Source organism: Nodularia chucula CCY0103, assembly GCF_963923915.1.
Classification (GTDB): domain Bacteria; phylum Cyanobacteriota; class Cyanobacteriia; order Cyanobacteriales; family Nostocaceae; genus Nodularia; species Nodularia chucula.
Genome location: NZ_CAWUOL010000026.1, coordinates 18,311 through 37,961, shown reverse-complemented (window position 1 = coordinate 37,961; position 19,651 = coordinate 18,311). Strand labels below are relative to the sequence as shown.

The window sequence follows — 19,651 nt, the reverse complement described above, 5'->3', positions numbered from 1 at the left end:
TTATGAATATCTTGATTCGTTCTTTAGCCGGAGATGAAATAGCCCCAGCTGACCATATCTTTCGGTTAGCTTTTGGGACTTTGCTGGGATTACCAGAACCAACTCAATTTTATGGAGATGCGACTTATATATCCCACCGTTGGCAAGCTGACCCTAAGACTGTGTTTGCTGCTGAGGTAGATGGAAAATTAATTGGTTCAAATTTAGTGGTGAATTGGGGTAGTTTCGGTTATTTTGGCCCTTTAAGTGTTCATCCTGATTATTGGAATCAAGGTGTCGGTAAACGTTTGATTGCATCTGCGATCGCCTATTTTACTGCCCAAAATACTCAACTCACAGGGTTATTTACCTTTGCTCAAAGTCCCAAAAATCACGCAATATACCAAAAATTTGGTTTTCGGTTGCGTTTTTTGACTGCGATTTTAGCTAAACCAGTAGTACAACCAACAAAGCCATTAGTTCCCGGTACTCGATTTTCCCAAATGAGCTTAGTTGAACGTGCGAGCAGTCTCAAAGCCAGTTATCAACTCACCGATGCTATTTATCCAGGGCTAGATGTATCATCAGAAATTCAGACAGTTGAAAACCAAGGACTGGGTGAGACAATTTTTTTATGGGACGATACTGGCTTAGTAGGATTTGCCGTTTGTCATATAGGCGCTGGTACAGAAGCCGGAAGTAACAATTGTTTTGTGAGATTTGGTGCAGTCCGTCCCGGTTCTGATGCTGGGCAGTTATTTGAACAGTTGTTAGATTTATGTGAAGCATTGACAACAACTTTAGGAATGTCTCGCTTAATAGCTGGGGTGAATACTAGCCGAGAAGAAGCATACTTGAGAATGTTAGCTCGTGGTTTTCGCAGTGATTTTATTGGAGTGGCAATGCACCAACCAAATGAACCGGGATACAATCGTCCTGATGTTTTTGTCATTGATGATTGGCGTTAAAGTCAAGTTGCAGGCGATCGCCATCATCGCGTATTCTAGGAACAGATAGCGATCGCATACATTCAACTATTTTTCTAAATTCCCCGCGTGTAAACCGCACTCCTTCATAGTGGACTCTTCCCACCACCAACGGCCTTCCCGTTCATGCTGATTAGGTAACACAGGTCTAGTACAAGGTTCACAGCCAATACTCACAAAACCCCGCTCATGCAGTTTATTGTAAGGCACATCCAAAGCCCGGATATATTCCCACACCTGTGCAGAAGACCAATTAGCCAAAGGATTAAACTTAATTAATTCATGGTCGGGAGTAGAAAAAGCACTATCAACCTCCATCACAGGAATATGATTACGGGTACTAGGGCTTTGGTCTTTCCGTTGACCCGTAATCCAAGCATCCAAAGTATTGAGTTTGCGGCGTAAAGGTCTGACTTTGCGAACTCCGCAGCACTCCTTGTGACCATCTTGATAAAAACTAAACAAGCCCTTTTCCTCTACCAAAGCTTGGACTTCCGCAGCTTCGGGGAATTGTACCTCTAACTTAATCCCATAACGTTCTCTTACCTGATCCAATAACTGATAAGTTTCCGGGTGCAAGCGTCCAGTATCCAATGTAAAAACACGGAAATCTTTAGTAATTTTCGATGCTATATCAATCAAAACCACATCTTCAGCACCACTGAAAGAAATGCAGATATTGTTAAAAGTTTCCAGAGCAAACTTAATAATTTCCCTGGGAGTTTTTTGAGTATATTCTGCTTCTAAAGCGGCAATATTTAAATTCGTCGGACTAGCTACCATATTTTTAGTGTTCTCTGCTTCGGCAACCTGAATTTTACCAATTTAAGATGCCCTGATCCACACAAGATTCAACAACCGAGAGAATAGGATAGAATTTTTAAGCAATGTTAAGGACAGATTTCCATGACTTGGTTGTTTTATGCCCTGGGACTACTCACTGCACTATTAGCCCTGGGAACTATATTATATTTAGTCACAGCTCGCCGTTATCAATCATCTAACTCCGTAGCTAATTCTTACGATGAATGGACAGAAGATGGGATTTTGGAGTTTTACTGGGGCGAACACATTCACTTAGGTCATTATGGTTCCCCACCACAACACAAAGATTTTCTGCTCGCTAAATCAGACTTTGTGCATGAAATGGTACGTTGGGGAGGTTTAGATAAATTACCCGCCGGTACAACTGTTTTAGACGTTGGCTGTGGAATTGGGGGTAGCACTCGGATTTTAGCAAAGGATTATAGCTTCGCCGTCACAGGGATTACCATCAGTCCGCAACAAGTGCAACGCGCCCAAGAATTAACTCCCGATGGACTGAACGCCCAGTTTCAGGTAGATGATGCAATGGCGCTTTCCTTTCCTGATGCCAGTTTTGATGTGGTTTGGTCGATTGAAGCTGGTCCCCATATGCCAAATAAAGCCATTTTCGCCAAAGAATTAATGCGGGTGTTAAAGCCTGGGGGAATTTTAGTGGTGGCTGATTGGAATCAAAGAGACGACCGCCAAAACCCTCTGAATGTTTGGGAAAAACCCGTAATGAAACAACTACTAGATCAATGGTCTCATCCGGCTTTTGCTAGTATTGAAGGTTTTTCTGAACTTTTGGCGGCTACGGAATTAGTGGCGGGGGAAGTAGTAACAGCAGACTGGACACAACCAACACTTCCTTCTTGGTTAGATTCCATTTGGCAAGGAATAGCCCGACCTGCGGGATTAGTACGTTTTGGGATATCTGGTTTAATTAAATCTCTGCGAGAAGTTCCGACTTTGCTATTAATGCGGTTGGCTTTTGGTACAGGTCTTTGTCGCTTTGGGATGTTCCGCGCTGTCAGAAGATGAGATTATCTGCGTTTATCTGCGTCCATCTGCGTTTAATTATGATTGAGAATTTTTGCGTAAGTCCTAATGATGTGTATTTTGATGCTGATAGTATTTGTGGGCGGCGATCGCCATTGCTAAAAATCCCCACAAAATCATCCCCGGTATACTCAGCATGGCACTATTACCAACTAACTGTACACAAGCAGTTAAACCAATGGCACGAGCAGCACTGACAAAACTATCAAAATTCGCCTCGCTATATTTGAGAACGCTAACAATTATTAATAATAACCCACCCAAATAAGGGATAGCACCTAACCAACCCAAGGTGAAAAACATATCTAAAATGCCACTGTCTAGGACAATTACTTCTATTTGACCTGTTTTTTCATTGACTTTCCAGATATTCCCTAACCCATTACCAAAAACATTAGAAAGAGCTAAACTCAAATTTCTGTCATAGCTTCCGGATCTATCTTTAAAGCTGGTATCTTCGTCCAGATTAGAAAAACTTGCCAGACGCTCTGTGACTACATCAGAAATTGGCTCAATATTTGTCAAGGGGACGACACACATCAGCATGACTAAAATGACGGCAATTAAGCGCATTTGAATCCGCGCCTTGACCGAACCAAAAATCATTACTACTCCCAGCAACCAACCCAACCAACTAGTCCGTACTTGTGTCAGCAAAAAGGAGATATAACCAACTGCTGAGGCGGGAAAAATCAAGGAACCAGAACTGGTAAATAATAATAATAATCCTGTTTGCATCACATAGGCAAAGGGACCAGGTGAGTGTAAGGTACTCCAAACCCTCATACCAAAAGGTTCAGGGTCTCCGGAACTTGTAAACATTTTGGATTCTATCAGCCAGTATCTATCCCACTCTGGTGCAACTACAAATTGATAGATCCCATAAATACCTAAAATCAATACGCCCCAAAGAAAAATCTTTTGAAAATTCTGGCGGTAGCTGGGATAATCTCGCCAGTTAATAAACAGGTGAAAAGCAAAAATAATTGGACTCAGCCAATCTAAAAAACCCCGTGCTACAGGCATCGGTCCATTATAAATTAGTCCCACTAAAAAGCCATAAAATACCCCTATAAATGCCAAAATAAATGGCAAACCTCCCTGGACAGAGGCGCGAGGAGAGTGTTTTAAGAAAGTGGCTATGGTGACGAATACTACTAAATAAGGAGCGATCAGCATCTGACGGGTGGGGTCCCAGCCAATGCGATAGTCAACTAAGCGAGTAGCTAGGGGTGTGAGAAACCAGATCCACCAAGTAAAGCCGATATAAAGAATGGGATGGCGTAAGTATAAAAATACGGCTACCACTAAGGCTGTGGCTGGATAAACTAAGCGTAATAAACCAGCAGCACCGGCAAAATAACAAACTACATTCAGTAGCACAAAGCCCGAAATAGCCAACCAACCTTGTAGCGATCGCTCTTCGGGAAAAAAATGTGATTCTAAAAAAGCATGAAAATGAATCTGTTTGGAAATCACAATGAATCTACCAATTTTAGATTTATAGCTGGGGAGTAGGGAGTGGGGAGTCAGGAGTAGGATTTCTGTTTAAAATCTATTTATGCATCCTTACCTTAAATTGGTATAAGAGGTTAAATTCTCTATTGTTAATGCAGAAATGGGAATTTTTAATCCTTGATAAGCCTGCCAACGTCCCCGCCAAGATATGACTAACTTTTTGCCCGCAAGTTGACCTTGACTGGGTAAAAGGCGCAACCATTGGATTAAACCTAAATTTTCTCTTGTTCCTATTAATATCGCCCACAGCAAAAAGATAATTTTGCGCGATCGCGGCAAATGTTCTAGTAAAACTAAAGTTTCATTATGCACTAAATTCATAAAAGCCACTTCATTAAAATTGTGGCGTTGGTCTTCATCAAAACGTTGGGCTGGATAATGATCTACCGCCACCTGTGGGTCATAAATCATCTTCCAACCAGCCCGTTTTAAACTGAAAGTAAAAGCCATTTCAAAGTGTACCTGCGCCCCCGTACCACGCATTCGTTGATCAAATTTTAATTGCCCAATTGCTTGGGTACGAAAACTCATATTTACACCTTTCAGCACATCAACCTCACGGGGTGCGCCTACTCCTAAATGATGATTGCCAATTACTCGCCCAAACCACTGCAACTTACCAACTATCGCTGCTTGACCGTCTTCAATTTTGTCGCCGACGTGTACCCAATCCCGCCCACCGACACCGCCAATGGTGCTATCACTGAGAAAGTGAGCGTTAATTTTTTCTAACCAATCAGGATGGGGTGCAGCATCATCATCAGTAATGGAAACAATATCTCCAGTGATGGCGGTCAATCCGGCGTTGAGTGCGGCTACCACTCCCGGTTGTGTCACCTGGACAATTTGCAATGGTAAATTTTGGTGGTCAAATTGGGACAGAAATTCCCAAGTTTCTCCATCCGTATCCCGAACCACCACAATTACTTGATCAACGGGTTTAGTTTGGGCTTGTAGTGCCAAAAGGCAACGTGATAGATCCAACGGACGGCGATAAGTGGGGATGAGAACCGTATTTCTCATGATTGATTAATTCCTCAAATAAATCGAGATAAGTTTGTGCCATATTTGTCCAGCTATGTTGTTCCGCGACTGAACGTGCAGCTTGACCCATTTTTTGGCACAATGTGCGATTGCTACTTAGTAACTGCAATGCTTGTGATAAAGGATCAGGATCATCTGCATCTGACAAAACTATTCCAGATTCAGTTGTGACTAAATCCGCCGCCCCGGTGGAACTAGCGGTAATTACAGGTAAACCAGAAGCCATTGCTTCAATTACTACTAAGCCAAAGGGTTCATAACGGGAGGGGAAAACCAAGAAATCTACAGCCTGCATCAGTTCTGGAACATCAGACCTCTGTCCTAAAAAATGTACTCGTTCAGACAATCCCAGTGATGCTGCTAGTTGCAGATATGGACTTCCTTGAGTATTACCAGCTACTGCCAGATGTAACTCAGGAACCTGTACTAAAGCCTGTAAAACCGTATCTAAGTTTTTCCGACTCAATCTAATATCCCCGACAAACAAAGCTAGGGGTAAGCCTTCAGGTAATCGCCATTTTTGGCGTAGCGCTCCGTAGGAATCGCTAATTCTGGGGGAAAACTCTTGTAAATCAACCCCATTTACAATTACTTGTATCGATGTCTGGGGTACACCGATTGCCAATAAATCCTGGGCGACTTTCTCAGAAACAGCAACAATTACTTCCGCTTTAGCAAAAGCCTGTTTTTCCCAGTAAGCATTTAAAGTTGTATATAGCCACTGGTAAAAAGTATAAACAAAATTATCTAATTTTACTTGATTTTTTTGAGCAATAAATTTCTGCCAAGAACTATGTACAAAATGAACTGCATTCACATTTCCCGCAGCATGAGTAATTGCCCCATTCACTTTTACAAGATCAATTTCACCACGGTGTTTACGCAACCAATTTGTACTTTTAATCGCAAACACCATATTCCGGATAAATTCCGTGGGGTAGCCTTTCACAGAAATAGGAACCCAGTTAACCTGCGGATGTTGTTGTAATTCTAAATCCACATGACTAGCTAATAAAGTCAGATGATAACCCCGCCTGATCGCTTCTAAGGCAACTTCATAATTAACTCTACCCTGACCATCACCCTTTTGTACCGTGTGGGTAACAATGCAAATTTTCATTTATTACCTCTCCTCTAACTTATCAAAATAACTGGTAAATTCCAAATCCGATCATCGGCGTTTATCAGCGTACATCTGCGTTTTTATCCCGATTTAGTTTTATTTTGGTATTCCCAATACTGGATCAGCGAATATTTTCGGGCTATAACTAATCACAAGCGCCGCAATAGTGCGGAAATTAAATTTTTGCTGTTTCCATGCTTCCCAAAGATAAGACCGTGCTAATTTAGTCTGTTGATTGCGTAATAAACCAATGCCTAAAGTTGTATAAGCTTCTAACCATTTTTGGCGAAAATGTGGTTTAAAACTCTGGATTCGAGTATCTTCCATAAACAGTTTGTAGCAGAAAATTTCGCTTTTAGCTTTGCGAATTTTTGCCTCAACATTTTTACTACCACTCAGCTTAGTATCAGTCTGCTCATGTTCTCGATATAATGTCAGTCTTTCTGGATGATAGTAAGCACCATAACCAGATATGCAGCAGAGGTAACTTAAATATAAATCCCACATCCCCCCAATTTCAGGAGGAATGCTATCCCAATCAATGATGTGATTACGAATTACACAAGCTGCGGCGGTGGGAATACTTTTATCTATTAACCCAATTTTATCAAATGGTTGATGAACTCCTGCGGCTATTTGATCCCGTTTGTAAGAGCGTGTATTTAGTTCCGTCCCCGCATCATTAATTTTGCCATTACCATCAATAACATATTGGTCACAAAAAGCTAAAATTAAATCAGAATTTGCTTCTAATTGTGGCACAAGTTTCGCTAAAAATTCCTCTGTCCACATATCATCATCGTGGAGACTGGCCACATATTTACCAGTAGCCATTTTGAAGCCATACATCTGATTACCAAGCATTCCCAGATTTTGCGGCTGTCGCCAAAAGCGAATGCGGGAATCTGCAAAAGATTCTACAATTTTCTGAGGACTTTCTAAACTGCAATTATCACAAACAAGAATTTCAATATTTTCATAAGTCTGTTTCACTGCACTGGCGATCGCCTGTTTGAGATATTCTGGTCGATTATAAGTAGGAATAATCACACTCACCAGAGGCTGATTTAATTTCAATTCAGTAGTATTGATGTTATTCATATACAAATATTTATCTGGGATGAATGAGGATGCAATTATTTTTCAACCTAACTTCATTGATGGTTTGAGAATTGAACCAATATATCGATAAGATTGAGTAACCATCGACATTGTAATGTCTAGAATCTTGATGGAATCTAAAATTTTGGCGGGCTTTGGTATGGGATGATCAGGAATATTAGTGATACCTATTGATTGGGCATATTGACGGCAAGCTTCCCAATCATATTTCCAAATATCTTCCATCCAAAAGCGCTGAATGCCATATTTATGAAAATAACGTAAGACTTCAAAATCATAATGATAATATTTTTGTTTGATAATTGTATGCATATCAATTCCCCGTTCTTCCCAACCTGTAAACCATTCCGGGGTAGCAGTTTCTAATTTTCCTAGACTCAAGTAATCGGGTTTAGAAGGATAGCGCGATCGCCTACCTATAGAATGACCAACTTCTAAGACATTTTCAATTACACTATACAGACGTAATTTTGATGCATGGGCATCCAAACGAGTCACACCATAGTGAATCACTTTAATATCATGAATATGTAATCTTGTAGCATATTCAGGCATAGGAATCCTGACACTATGAATTTTCTGCGGCTGATGTTCAGCACCGTCATCAACATAACCCAGGGGTGTGAGAATACCAGTTCTGAGACATTGATGAGTTGTGACAAATAAATCTGGCTTTTCAAAACATAATACTGTGCCTGGTTTAGCCTTCAGCATTGCTTGCCAGCTTGCGGTATGAATAGCATTAGCTGCTAATATTTCATCAGCGTCTAAAGCTAAAATAATTTTATGTTCTGGAACTAAATCTCTGGCTGCTTGAATTAATAATAACTGCCGACCTGATTCATTAAAACTTTCTGATTTGTTTTCAATCAGTGTCACTTTAGGATAATTTTTACAAATCGCCTGACTGCCATCATTAGAATTTTGGTCAGCAATAATTATGTGGTCAGCAAATTCACTAGTGACAGCTAAAAAACGATCTAATATCCAAGCTTCATTTTTAACAGGTGTAATTACTACAATTTTCGGCTTCTGGTTTTCCATTGTTAATTATGAGGGTTAAATAAATAGTATTTGGGGAAAATTTACTTTCAATTGTGTAAATTTCTGGCATGAAATTCAGCAATAGTTTTTTCGTAAATTATTTTTAAACGCTGAATATGAACATCAATAGTAAACTCTTCCTGGAACCAAACCTGACCTTGTTCACCCATTAATTTACTTTGGGAAAAGTTGTTTCCTAATTCGTTGATAGCAGCAGCTAACTTTTTAATGTCGTGAGGTGGAACTAAAATTCCCGTTTCCCCATGTCGCACGTATTCGGGAATACCCCCAACTGCACTAGCAATAATTGGTCGATAGTGACTGTAGGCTTCTAGAGTTATCAAGCCAGCAGGTTCAGGCCAAACACTAGGAAAGACTACAGCAAAACACTGTTGATAAAGGCTTTCTAATTTTTCACCATTACACCAACCATGCCAAGTAATGCGATCGCTTAACCCCATCTGATCTGCTAATTTTTTCATCTTTGGCTGATTCCAACCATCACCAGCAATGTCAAGATGAATACTTTGATCGCAGAGTGCCAAAGCTTTCATCAGCCATTCCACTCCTTTGTAAGGAACAATGCGACCAGCGAACAAAATTCGCTGCTTTTGATGAATTTTCTGATTTAGAGGTGCATTGTCAGTTTGGGGATGTTGTACAGCACATCGCAATGTCACCACTCGTTTAGGTGATAAACCATTACTCACGATTTGCTGGCGCACATAATTACTGTTAGCAATCACAGGAATTTTCAGGTTTTTGAGGATTTCTAAAGGATGATTAGCATTCCTCCAATCTTGCCAAATATTTTGCGGGCGACGGCTACCACAACCGTCTACTAAATGACCCCAAGTACAGCCCCAGGGGTTCATAGTGCGATCGCAAACTTTACCCCAATTTGTTAAATATTTCGTACCACTAGGACAGTAGCTAGAGTGATTATGCAAGGTAAATATGGCCGGACATTCTTCTCGGAGTTCACCTAACATATCTACATCGTGAAGGTGCAATAATTTAAAATATTTTTGCTCCACATTTGCTAAAGAAGTAATCGCGCGATCGCTCACCCCAGGAATCTTAGCATTTACCAAAGATTCTACATAAGTTTCCACACCACCACCGCCCCTAATATCAGCTTGGGAGCAGTGATAAATCATTTTTGTATCAACCAATAAACTCATATTTATTTTGCTTATTTTTAGTTTATGTAGTTTAAAAAATTTGCGCTTCTTGGTTTCGTAGCACAAAATTTTTCTCTGTGTGTATCTGTTTTTTTATACTATTCAGCCAAAACTTATGTCTAATGTCATTGACATAATGGCGTAAAGCAATTGTGTTACCAGCAAATTGATCTGGATAAATAAATTGATCCCTGACATTCATCACATATTTCTCTGAGCAGAGCGGAACCCCATGATTATGATGAATTGTCAAATGTACAATTGTTTGTTCAGTAAAATAGGTAGGTACTTCAGACAAATTCCCTAACCGCTTGATGGCAAAATCCCAATCTAGTTCATCTTTAAACAAAATAAACCCCGCATTCACAGGATTTAACTTTTCTGTTTCTTCATACAGTATTCTCCCATCTAGTGAATTTGAACAATCTGGTAAATAATGACAGACTTGACTATCTAAATTAGCTAACTCAACTAAGTCACTTCCCCCAGGGAAGAATAAAATATCTGAGTCTGTATAGATAGTTGCACCATTCACAGGAATTGACATCAACGCGGATAATTTTTTGCCCAGTGGATGTACTTGGGCATAATCAGATACACATTTGGGCAAGTCGGGTTTAATAAATTGGTTAATAGGTATCACATCAACACAGGGATGAATGCGGCGCAATAACTGACAACTCAAATCAGTGTAGCTACCATCAGAAATCACATTAAATTTCTCAGGAATACCAATATTAGTCAGAAATGAGCGAATACTTGCCACTTGTTCCGCTAAATCACGCTCACAAGAAAAAGCATAGACTCGAATGGCAACTTTTTGAGTGTTTTTGATAGAAAAATCCACTATTTTACCTATCTTTGCTTGATAGAGATAGCGATTAATCTTACCTTGAAAGCGAGCAGTGTGATAGCCAATGTTTACCATTTATTTAACCCTAAGCGCCAAATATTTGCTCTCAATTTAGTGTGCAATTTTCCCAGAATCAAATCCGGAAAAAGTTAACCAGCTTGACCCATTTCATATTGAGTTTTATGATATTCCCACAGCTTACCTTTGAGTTGGAGTAATTCTTGATAGTTACCTTGCTCAACGATACGTCCTTGTTCTAATACCACGACTTTATCCGCTTGGGCGATAGTGGAAAGACGGTGTGCGATCGCAATCACTGTTCTACCAACAGATAGCTTTTCGATAGATTCCTGAATTAATTTTTCAGTCATAGAATCTAAAGCGCTAGTAGCTTCATCTAAAATGAGAATTTCTGGATCACGCAGCAAAGCGCGGGCGATCGCAATTCGTTGGCGTTGTCCTCCAGATAATCGCACACCCCGATCTCCCAACTGTGTATTGAAGCCTTCCGGCATTTCCTCAATAAATTCCAGAGCATTTGCTAGTCGAGCAACTTCACGAATTTGATCATCAGTCGCCCCTTCAGTACCGTAGGAAATATTATTCCTCACAGAAGTATTGAAAATAAATGTATCCTGACTAACTACAGCTATTTTCTGGCGTAAAGATTTGATATCAAATTGACGAATATTTATCCCATCAATCAAGACATTTCCTTCTGTGGGATCATAAAATCGGGGAATCAAATCAATTAATGTACTTTTACCAGCACCAGTACCACCAACTAACGCCGTAGTTTTACCCTTTTCAATACTCAAGGTAATATTATTTAACACTAAAGTATGAGGATCATAGCCAAAATCAGTAGAAACTATATCAATTGAATGCTGTAGCTGATTAAATCTCACATAGCCATTTTGCAAATAGGTTTTATTGTCATTTCTAATCAGTTCCTTAATATTATCGGCTGCCCCGTACAGTGTGCTGAGATGCGCTCTAGTACCATTAATATCTTGCACAATTGGCACAACTCGGAACAGCACAAAGAAAAATGTCAGTAAAGAAGCAACTTGTAAGTTGCCATTCACCACAAAAACAGTAAATGCAAAAATAATCATCCCAATCAGAATCGTACTAGCTATCGCTTCAGCCAAAGGTCTGACCAGCGCCCAAGTTAACACAACTTTAGTGGAAGTGCTAACTACTTTATCGCTGGCATTATAGAAACGTTCACGCTCAAACTCTTGAGTCGAAAATGCCTGAACTGTGCGAATTGCATTAATAAATTCCATCGCTATAGAAGTAAAGTTACCATTAGCAATAGAAGTGCTAAAACTCGTTTCCCTAGCACGGGCATTCAGTGTTGATAATCCCACACCTACCAAGGTGAACAAGAGAAAAGAAACAATAGTCAATTGCCAGGACAATAAACACATTGAGACAAAGTAAACAAAAGCAGTAATCCCCCTTGTCATCAAAAAAGCCGCCCCACTAAACCACTGTTTCATCCTTTCAATTTCAGTGGTAATAGTATTAACTAATTCACCAGAGCGGGTTTTAGCAAAATAACTTAAAGGTAAACCTTGCAACTGCTCAAAAATTTGTTTTCGTAAGCGGTCAGCCAGAAATAATTGAGATATTTCTGTGTATACTTGTGATAGATAATTGAAACCAGCACGTACCCATGTACTCAATAAAATCAATAAAGATATGCGATATAGTCTATTAATTGTCGATGCCTGAGCCGCTAAAATCCAAGTATCAAACCAGGCAACTCCAGTTTGAATTGGTTCGGCATCGGGAGTAGTCAAATTTTGTAAAAATGAAAGTAAGAAACCAATACTAAAACCTTCAAAAGTTGCTGCTAGAAATGAAAATACTAAAGCGAGAATGGCAACTTTGCGAAAGTGTTTAAATTCTCGAAATATTAAATAATTTCTTTGCCAAAACTTACTATTCTTGAATCGTTTGCCTAGTATTTGATAACCTGGAATATACATGAGTGTGTTCTCAGAGAAATGTGCTTAGTTAAATAAATCATAGAGATGCTTAATAACCCTTTTATTTTAGATAACAGAAAATTACCCTTCTTTTTTGAAAGTGCGTTATAGCAATTTGCCTAACGCACCTTAGCTACAGAATTTAGTTCACCAAAAAATCACAGTGTCTGGCTATCTAAATGCAACACACTGGATTCTTCCCAAGCATCTGTCATCTCTGCTAATTGATTCATTTGTCTTTGTCCCGCCATAGTCATTCCCACAGCATTTTCTAAAGTTAAATTACCAGATCCCATCAAAGTCATTTCACCTTTGAGGACATTCCACAACTGAGGTAAATGGTCTAAATCGTATTTACGCATCCACAGACCAAAAGGTGTAATATTGTGATTTTTAGTTGTACAGAATTTGATAGCACGAAAAAGTTTACCTCTTTCTCCTATCTGCCACTCAGTCGTAAAAACTGATTCTGGTGAATCCAATTTTAAAATCACAAATAATCCCAGCATAACTGGAGTCATTAGGATGATCAAAAATAAAGCTACAATGGCATTAATTAGTTTTTGCCAAACTTTACTTTGTTTCTCCCTGGAGTGTAGGCGGATAAATATGGGCTTCCCAGCTTCTTCACAGGCTTCTACCCAAAATTTGAGATAATCTCCACCAACTTGAGGATCTATATTCACCAAATTTACTAAAGAATGTTTTAAGCAATTTACTAATAATTCTTGGTTATGTAAAGCAGGTAGATAAAGTTGTTGAGTTACTTGAGTAGATTTCACCAACAACTGGCCTCGCCGCCATTGGAGTTTACAGTATGGGAAGTGATTATTTTCTTGGTTTTTCTGAGTTTCAGATAAAGAGTTATGAGGAGTAGAAATTAATGAAATTGTCATAATGTCTTTGGATATATACAATAGTGAATTGATGAGTTAATATTGAAGGCGATTAATGCCAAAGACTCCAAGCAAAATGTTGTTTTTATCTAAAAATGTGTAGATAATTCTGTGCAAAAATCAGTTGTGTTAAATTGCATTTGATCTAAGCCCACATCTTGAGGAATACTGCTGGCTTAAAGATGTACAAACAAGCAAGATATTCAGCAGATAAGTAGTAAACATACTGGGAAAGCTGATTGAGAAACGTCGGTTTGTCTCTGATGAATAGAGAAGATAGGTAAGTGGAGAGAAAAATCCCTCGTTTCTCAATTAACCCATGACTTCATATTTAAGTTTAGTTGGAACTACCTATTTTTTTTGTTCAATCTCACAAAGCTAGTTTACTTTTCTCTTTTAGCTGTTCGGAAAGGGCTTTAATCTCTAGGATATAAGAGTTTATAGAAGTTAATTTATGGCGATATAGATTCTTTATTTAGTCTTTAAATAGTTAGTTGTTTTCCTTGATAATTATAAAGCTGCTGTAAATTTACGGAATCGAAAGCAATAAAAAATATTATCAAAAATTACTATTTAAATAATTAAGCAGATATCATAAAAAATATATGTGCGATCGCATACTAAACGGAGCGATCGCACATGATTTAAAATCTCTAAATTTGCAGACAGATACAAATTATTTTTCTACCGCTTCTTGCAGTGCCAATTGAGAAGAGCGAGAGGGCTGAGGATAATGTACATAAGTGCTGCCAGAGTTGGAGACTCCATTAGCCACAACCCCAATCAGGTTTAACTTACTCAACATCCCTGTAGCTTGAGCTAATTGGCTGCGAGTTACCTTACTCATACTGGCTGCCAACACCACACTCCGACAAGATGAAGCCGTCAGCATCGCATCCACTAAACCCAGCACCGGAGGAGCATCTACAAGTACCAAATCGTAATTATCCTCAAACGCCTTCATCAATTGCATCATCCGAGGCGAACTCAAAAGATGTGCCGGGTCAATAGGTATCGGACCAGCAGTTAAAATATCGATATAAGCTGAACCCAAACTAGGAACACCAATCTGATGGGGAATAGTCACATCACTAGCCAAAAGAGTAGATAATCCTTGCTCATTAGGCAAATTCAGCTGTTCATGCAAACTAGGTTCTCTTAAATTGGCATCAATCAGTAATACCCGTTTGTGTAAACGAGCCGCACTCATCGCTAAACCCAAAGCCAAAGCTGATTTACTCTCATCTGGCAAAGCCGAGGTAATCATCAGAGATTTCAAATTTGGCACCGAATTTAAAAGTTCAATATTCTTAAAAATTAAATCCAGCGATTCCCAACGGGGTGGCGATTGTAGCACCTGAATTGTCCAAGGAGCTAGAACTTCTGGTTTACCAAAAGGTAACTTGATGATTGATTCTTTATTTTTGCTAGTTGGCAGTTTTGGAGTAGTTCCCAATAAAGGTAAAGCCACCTGCTTTTCCAATTCCGCCGTGGTATGAACAGCATCATCAGAAGCTTCTCGAATAAAAGCAGCAATACCACCTAACATCAAGCCCACCACTGCACCCAACATCAGATTTTGGCGCATATTGGGGCCTAAATACATACCCAATTGCGGTTCTTCTACAACTTCCCAATTAAACCCACCCTTAGCCAGTTCTTGGCGTAATCTCTGTTCAGCGCGCAGTAGCTCCTCCAGCCTTTCCCGGCTAAATTGTAGCTGTGGCATAATCCGATTGTAATAAGCCAATAGAGGCGGAAAGCGTTTGATTTCGGCACGTAATTGATTTTCTTTCTCCGCCAAAGTTTGATCACGGGCGCTTAAAGCAACTATCGTTGTTTGAGTCTCCACTAACTGACTCGCCAAATTCAGGTCAATTTCACCGAATTGTCCTTGTTCCAAAAGCGGGGATTCCGAGGAAAATACACCATTAGACTCTATGCCTAAAGTTCGGCTCACTTCTTGTTGCAGTAATCTCTTCTGGCTTTCCAGTTGTTCTTGTAGCTGTTGCACAGTGGGAGTTTCATCTGTAAAGCGCAAACGCTCTTGAGCCAGTGCTAGTTCAGTTTTTTGAATTTCGTTCAGTAAGCCTTGATAGCGAGTAGACTGACTCAGACGAGAAGCAACCAGAGCATTTTGTGGCGATCGCTTCAGTTGTTCTTGCAAAGATTTTTGGCGTGCTACAGCCTCCTGATACTGAGAACGAGTAGCACGACGTTCTTCTTCAATGGTATTTAACGAGTTTTCTAGAGCTTGAGCTTGTGACTCAGGATCGATTAAATTTTGGTTTCTGCGAAATCTTTGTAAGTTAGTCTCCGAAGCATTTACTTCCTCACTAGCTTTACTTAACTGTTCTCTAATAACTTGTAAACCTTTTTGTAACCGCGTATCTTGCTGCTGTTGATTATATTCCACATAAACTTGGCGAATTGCCGCCAGAACGTTTTGTGTCTTTTCTGCATCTTGGGCAGTATATTCCACTTGGAAAATTTTTGTAGCTACATTATCTTCTGGATTCCTGAGTTGATTCAGAACTAAAGACGCTTTAATTTCCTTGACACTGATATCAGGATACTCAGATTGCAGCTTATCAACTGCCTGTTGAATCAGTCCTGAACTTTGCATCAGATTTAACTGTGTAGCTGTATCTATCTGAATGCCTGGCTCAATAAATTGACTTTCTACCCCAGCACCTTCTGGCCTACCTTGATAGTTAGGTTCTACAAGTAGCTGCATAGAGCTTCTGTAGGTAGGTTTTGTCCTAGAAGTCACCAGAGCGGCCATTGAAATGCAAGTAATCAATACTGCTAAAAACCAAGGGAATCTGCGAATAAATATTTTAAACAACTGTCCATAACTTGGTTCTGTATTGGAGTTATTAACTTGATTTATACCGGGATTAAGACTAGGTTGATTCATGTTTATTATCCTTGGCTGCGAGATGCTACGCGGAGGTTACTTCCCCGTAGGGATAGAGTTCATACTAATTTATAATTCTGACTGGGGCTAGGCTCACAGCCCAGCTATGCTTATACATTGGATGGCGTAACCATAGGCTTTGGGTGATTTTTAATTGAAAAAATCCCACTCCATCTTGATTTCTAGATTGATCAGTATTGCCTTGTGTTTGTGAATTGGTATAGAATACCTAAGAATTAATTGTTACTACAAGTTTGTGCAATAAGTTCCTCCACCTTTCTAAAAAAAACGGGTTCCGAAAAATTGTTCACTGCATGATTACGAATATTTTCATAATTCCAAGTGATTGCTCCGGACTCTAATAAAGCAGCTTGTATGGATTCCGGTGTTTGTCTCTGAAAAAATACACCTGTTTTGCCATGTATTTGTGTATCTAAAACTCCACCCGCTCCGTAAGCAATCACTGGTGTACCGCTCGCGTTGGCTTCCACTGGAACTAATCCATAGTCTTCTAAGGCCGCAACTATCACAGATTTGGCTTTAGAAAATAAGTTTTTGCGTTGAGCATCACTAACATGTCCTAAAAACTTAATATTATTTAAGGCTTTGGCTTTGAGACGTTCTTCCTCTGGACCATCACCAGAAATTAATAATTGCCAACCAAGCCAATTAAAAGCCTCAATGATGATATCTAGCCGTTTATAGCTAATCATCCGTGCGGAGGCCAGATAGTATTCATCTTTGATATCGGAGAACAAAAAATTATTTGTATCTATGGGATAGTTAATAGTAATGGCTTGTTTGTTGTAAATTTTTTGTATACGACGAGCAACTACACTGGAATTAGCAATGTAAAGATCAGGTTCTTGAGCATATTTCAGGTCTACATTTCTCATGACTTGAAAAACCTGTTCAATTAACGGTGCAAAATATCGATAGTCTCCATACTCTCTTAAATAAGTTTCCGTATCCCACAAAAAACGAGTTACATTGTGACAGAAACAAATATGTTTTGCATCTGGACGTTTGCGTACTGCTTTAGCAAAGCTGGTACTACTACTAATAATCAAATCATAATCTTGTAGATCCAAGGCTCGAAAGGCGGGAAAATATAACGGAGCCATGAGTCTAAAATACTTTAATGCGCCGGGAATTTTTTGCAAAAAAGTAGTTTTGACGATGCGCTCACCCATATCAATAGTTTTTTGGGGATTGTATAAGGAGGTGAAAACATCCGCTTCGGGGTAACGCCTACAGAGTAATTCAAATACCCGTTCTGCACCACCACGCTGGGTTAAGTAATCATGAACTAGAGCAATTTTCATATTTTATATAAGTTTCTTTTTAAGTTTGTGGGAAAACTCTCCAGCCAGTTGCTCTGCACAACGTTAGTGTTCAGAATTATGATTATATCTTGGAGTTTTAAGTACAAAACCAGACAACTTAAAAATAGCTGTATACACCAGATTTATATGGGATTCTATCACTAAATTCAGGGTTTTAACTCCCGCAAAATATAAAATAAACTCTTTCTTTCCCGGTTCTGACTCCCTGTGTATCTCAGAGAATGTATAGCAACCGCCAAGGAAGTTACGACAAAAGCAGATGATGAAACCGTTGCAATTAAGCAGTTTCCAAGTTTCTCCCCTGCTCCCTGCTCCCTGCTCCCTGCCCCTGCTCCCCTGCCCCCTGCTATATTTGTTGCAGATTCCCTCAAACCCATAATTATGAGCTTGAGGGGATCACAGCCTTAGCTGAACGTGGTGATATAGAAAATACTGATGCTACCCAACGGTTGCGAGAACTTTTTCTGATGCAAAATAAGCGTTTTGTTCAGCGCGTAGTTGGTCGCAAAGTCTACCTACAGGTAGCTCTACATCATCGTAAGTGAGGACTTGATCCTGGGGAATATCTCGTTTGAGGCGACAGCCTTCAGCTAAACCAATTGGAAGTAGTTTTTGCTCTTGGACAATGGGGGAATTTTCACATTGGCCATAGGTCATGTAGTAGCCAATACCATCTAGGGTTTCGCCTGCTTTGAGGTTGATTTTGGCGGTGGTGATTACATCTACTAGGGGGGCGGCTAATGGAGATAAAACGGCATCTTGAAACAGGACAGCACGAGCTACAGATAATGGGACTTCAAAATGGCAGAGGTGATAAGGAGTGTAGAAGCTATATAAGGGGCCTTCACCTAATTTGTATAAGTCTAGATAGTGGCGCTGTTTGGGGTCGTTGTGAGTAGCAAAGACAAATACACCAGGGCTGGGTTGAGCGCCAACGACATAATCAACGATACCACCCAGTTGCTGAAGCTGATCAACGTCATACATTTTGGTCATTTGATCTACATGACCAGTGAAGTTGTAACCTAGCATTCCGCGCTGGGCGACTTTCATTCCTGTGGCGTTGGCAACGATCGCCTGCTCGAAGGAAATTTTGGTACCATCGGCAAAACTTGTCACCATGTGGGCTTTTTGTCCCCAACGTTGAGCGAATCCTGCTTGGGTTGTAGGATTGCGATAGGGGTCTTGGAGTCCTTTAATGTTACCGCACAATAACGGAGTCAGACCAATACTTTTGACAAATCGGTAAAGATTCATTTCTACCCCTGGCTGATCACCATCACAGGCGCTGAGAATAACTCCGGCTTTGTCGGCGTAGACTTTCAGAATGGGACCGATAGTCGCGTCTAGTTCAGCGTTCATCATAATCACGTGTTTGCGATGGGCGATCGCATCCATGACAACATGAGCGCCAAATTCTACTGCACCGGTGACTTCGATAATGGCATCAATGCCTTCTGCTTGGCAGAGTAATGAAGCATCTTCGGTAACGGCATATTTATGGTTAGCGATCGCCTCTTCTATTTCAGTCACACTTGTAACAACTTGCATATTTTCTATGCCAGCTTCTATATAAGCTTGTTTCGCCGCATCCACCTGACGGCTAAAAATAGCCACCAACTCCATTCCTGGAACTGAATTAATAATTTGATTAGCAATTCCCCGACCCATAAAACCAGCACCAATCATCCCCACTTTCACCGGATTTCCCAACTCGGCGCGGGCTGCTAAAGCACGATCAATAATAATCATTAGTTAAATTCCTCTGTTAAT

The 19,651-nt window shown here is 40.0% G+C and carries 15 protein-coding genes; 2 read left to right on the top strand and 13 right to left on the bottom strand.

Annotated elements, in window-relative coordinates; translation table 11 throughout:
• The first annotated feature begins 2 nt into the window (after positions 1 to 2).
• Complete coding sequence (locus tag ACM0OP_RS09950; RefSeq protein WP_414528249.1) at positions 3 to 947, top strand: GNAT family N-acetyltransferase; 945 nt, start codon at positions 3 to 5, stop codon at positions 945 to 947.
• Between the two features lie 66 nt (positions 948 to 1,013).
• On the opposite strand, the gene ACM0OP_RS09945 is transcribed toward ACM0OP_RS09950, so the two are convergent.
• Positions 1,014 to 1,748, bottom strand: a complete 735-nt coding sequence (locus tag ACM0OP_RS09945) for a phosphoadenylyl-sulfate reductase (RefSeq protein ID WP_414528248.1) — start codon at positions 1,746 to 1,748, stop codon at positions 1,014 to 1,016.
• 123 nt (positions 1,749 to 1,871) lie between these two features.
• Here ACM0OP_RS09945 and ACM0OP_RS09940 point away from each other — a divergent pair, with 123 nt between their 5' ends.
• A complete protein-coding gene (locus ACM0OP_RS09940; RefSeq protein ID WP_414528247.1) occupies positions 1,872 to 2,810 on the top strand; it encodes a methyltransferase domain-containing protein in 939 nt (312 codons plus the stop codon).
• Between the two features lie 63 nt (positions 2,811 to 2,873).
• On the opposite strand, the gene ACM0OP_RS09935 is transcribed toward ACM0OP_RS09940, so the two are convergent.
• From ACM0OP_RS09935 to ACM0OP_RS09880, 12 genes are all read right to left on the bottom strand, one after another.
• A complete protein-coding gene (locus ACM0OP_RS09935; protein ID WP_414528246.1) occupies positions 2,874 to 4,307 on the bottom strand; it encodes an O-antigen ligase family protein in 1,434 nt (477 codons plus the stop codon).
• A gap of 90 nt (positions 4,308 to 4,397) precedes the next feature.
• Entirely contained in the window at positions 4,398 to 5,369 is a 972-nt protein-coding gene (locus ACM0OP_RS09930) for a glycosyltransferase family 2 protein (RefSeq protein ID WP_414528245.1), read from the bottom strand.
• Positions 5,287 to 6,510 carry a glycosyltransferase family 4 protein gene (locus ACM0OP_RS09925; RefSeq protein ID WP_414528244.1) on the bottom strand — a complete coding sequence of 408 codons (1,224 nt, stop codon included), beginning with the start codon at positions 6,508 to 6,510 and terminating at the stop codon, positions 5,287 to 5,289. The genes ACM0OP_RS09930 and ACM0OP_RS09925 overlap by 83 nt, the downstream gene beginning before the upstream one ends.
• Positions 6,511 to 6,609: 99 nt before the next feature.
• Complete coding sequence (locus tag ACM0OP_RS09920) at positions 6,610 to 7,614, bottom strand: glycosyltransferase family 2 protein (RefSeq protein ID WP_414528243.1); 1,005 nt, start codon at positions 7,612 to 7,614, stop codon at positions 6,610 to 6,612.
• Between the two features lie 42 nt (positions 7,615 to 7,656).
• Positions 7,657 to 8,679: a glycosyltransferase family 2 protein gene (locus tag ACM0OP_RS09915; RefSeq protein ID WP_414528242.1), complete on the bottom strand. Its 1,023-nt coding sequence runs from the start codon at positions 8,677 to 8,679 to the stop codon at positions 7,657 to 7,659.
• A gap of 47 nt (positions 8,680 to 8,726) precedes the next feature.
• Positions 8,727 to 9,863: a glycosyltransferase family 4 protein gene (locus tag ACM0OP_RS09910; protein ID WP_414528241.1), complete on the bottom strand. Its 1,137-nt coding sequence runs from the start codon at positions 9,861 to 9,863 to the stop codon at positions 8,727 to 8,729.
• Positions 9,864 to 9,894: 31 nt separating this feature from the next.
• Positions 9,895 to 10,791, bottom strand: a complete 897-nt coding sequence (locus tag ACM0OP_RS09905; RefSeq protein ID WP_414528240.1) for a hypothetical protein — start codon at positions 10,789 to 10,791, stop codon at positions 9,895 to 9,897.
• 74 nt (positions 10,792 to 10,865) lie between these two features.
• Positions 10,866 to 12,716 (bottom strand): heterocyst formation ABC transporter subunit HepA, encoded by a 1,851-nt coding sequence (gene hepA / locus ACM0OP_RS09900; RefSeq protein ID WP_414528239.1) that lies wholly within the window; start codon positions 12,714 to 12,716, stop codon positions 10,866 to 10,868.
• A 158-nt stretch (positions 12,717 to 12,874) separates the two neighbouring features.
• Complete coding sequence (gene hepC, locus ACM0OP_RS09895; protein WP_414528238.1) at positions 12,875 to 13,612, bottom strand: heterocyst development glycosyltransferase HepC; 738 nt, start codon at positions 13,610 to 13,612, stop codon at positions 12,875 to 12,877.
• A gap of 676 nt (positions 13,613 to 14,288) precedes the next feature.
• The gene (locus tag ACM0OP_RS09890) at positions 14,289 to 16,532 is read right to left on the bottom strand and encodes a GumC family protein (RefSeq protein ID WP_414528237.1); all 2,244 of its coding nucleotides are present in this window, start codon (positions 16,530 to 16,532) and stop codon (positions 14,289 to 14,291) included.
• Between the two features lie 236 nt (positions 16,533 to 16,768).
• Positions 16,769 to 17,857, bottom strand: coding sequence for a glycosyltransferase (locus ACM0OP_RS09885; protein WP_414528236.1), 1,089 nt, complete (start codon positions 17,855 to 17,857; stop codon positions 16,769 to 16,771).
• A 459-nt stretch (positions 17,858 to 18,316) separates the two neighbouring features.
• Positions 18,317 to 19,630: an NAD(P)H-dependent oxidoreductase gene (locus ACM0OP_RS09880; RefSeq protein ID WP_414528235.1), complete on the bottom strand. Its 1,314-nt coding sequence runs from the start codon at positions 19,628 to 19,630 to the stop codon at positions 18,317 to 18,319.
• Positions 19,631 to 19,651: the final 21 nt, after the last annotated feature.

What these genes read in the sequence shown, in the direction of transcription:
- hepA (WP_414528239.1), bottom strand. Translation starts at nt 12,716, where the DNA reads ATGTATATTCCAGGTTATCAAATACTAGGCAAACGATTCAAGAATAGT.
- ACM0OP_RS09925 (WP_414528244.1), bottom strand. Translation starts at nt 6,510, where the DNA reads ATGAAAATTTGCATTGTTACCCACACGGTACAAAAGGGTGATGGTCAG.
- ACM0OP_RS09905 (WP_414528240.1), bottom strand. Translation starts at nt 10,791, where the DNA reads ATGGTAAACATTGGCTATCACACTGCTCGCTTTCAAGGTAAGATTAAT.
- ACM0OP_RS09880 (WP_414528235.1), bottom strand. Translation starts at nt 19,630, where the DNA reads ATGATTATTATTGATCGTGCTTTAGCAGCCCGCGCCGAGTTGGGAAAT.
- ACM0OP_RS09890 (WP_414528237.1), bottom strand. Translation starts at nt 16,532, where the DNA reads ATGAATCAACCTAGTCTTAATCCCGGTATAAATCAAGTTAATAACTCC.
- ACM0OP_RS09930 (WP_414528245.1), bottom strand. Translation starts at nt 5,369, where the DNA reads ATGAGAAATACGGTTCTCATCCCCACTTATCGCCGTCCGTTGGATCTA.
- ACM0OP_RS09945 (WP_414528248.1), bottom strand. Translation starts at nt 1,748, where the DNA reads ATGGTAGCTAGTCCGACGAATTTAAATATTGCCGCTTTAGAAGCAGAA.
- ACM0OP_RS09885 (WP_414528236.1), bottom strand. Translation starts at nt 17,857, where the DNA reads ATGAAAATTGCTCTAGTTCATGATTACTTAACCCAGCGTGGTGGTGCA.
- ACM0OP_RS09910 (WP_414528241.1), bottom strand. Translation starts at nt 9,863, where the DNA reads ATGAGTTTATTGGTTGATACAAAAATGATTTATCACTGCTCCCAAGCT.
- ACM0OP_RS09940 (WP_414528247.1), top strand. Translation starts at nt 1,872, where the DNA reads ATGACTTGGTTGTTTTATGCCCTGGGACTACTCACTGCACTATTAGCC.
- ACM0OP_RS09920 (WP_414528243.1), bottom strand. Translation starts at nt 7,614, where the DNA reads ATGAATAACATCAATACTACTGAATTGAAATTAAATCAGCCTCTGGTG.
- hepC (WP_414528238.1), bottom strand. Translation starts at nt 13,612, where the DNA reads ATGACAATTTCATTAATTTCTACTCCTCATAACTCTTTATCTGAAACT.
- ACM0OP_RS09950 (WP_414528249.1), top strand. Translation starts at nt 3, where the DNA reads ATGAATATCTTGATTCGTTCTTTAGCCGGAGATGAAATAGCCCCAGCT.
- ACM0OP_RS09915 (WP_414528242.1), bottom strand. Translation starts at nt 8,679, where the DNA reads ATGGAAAACCAGAAGCCGAAAATTGTAGTAATTACACCTGTTAAAAAT.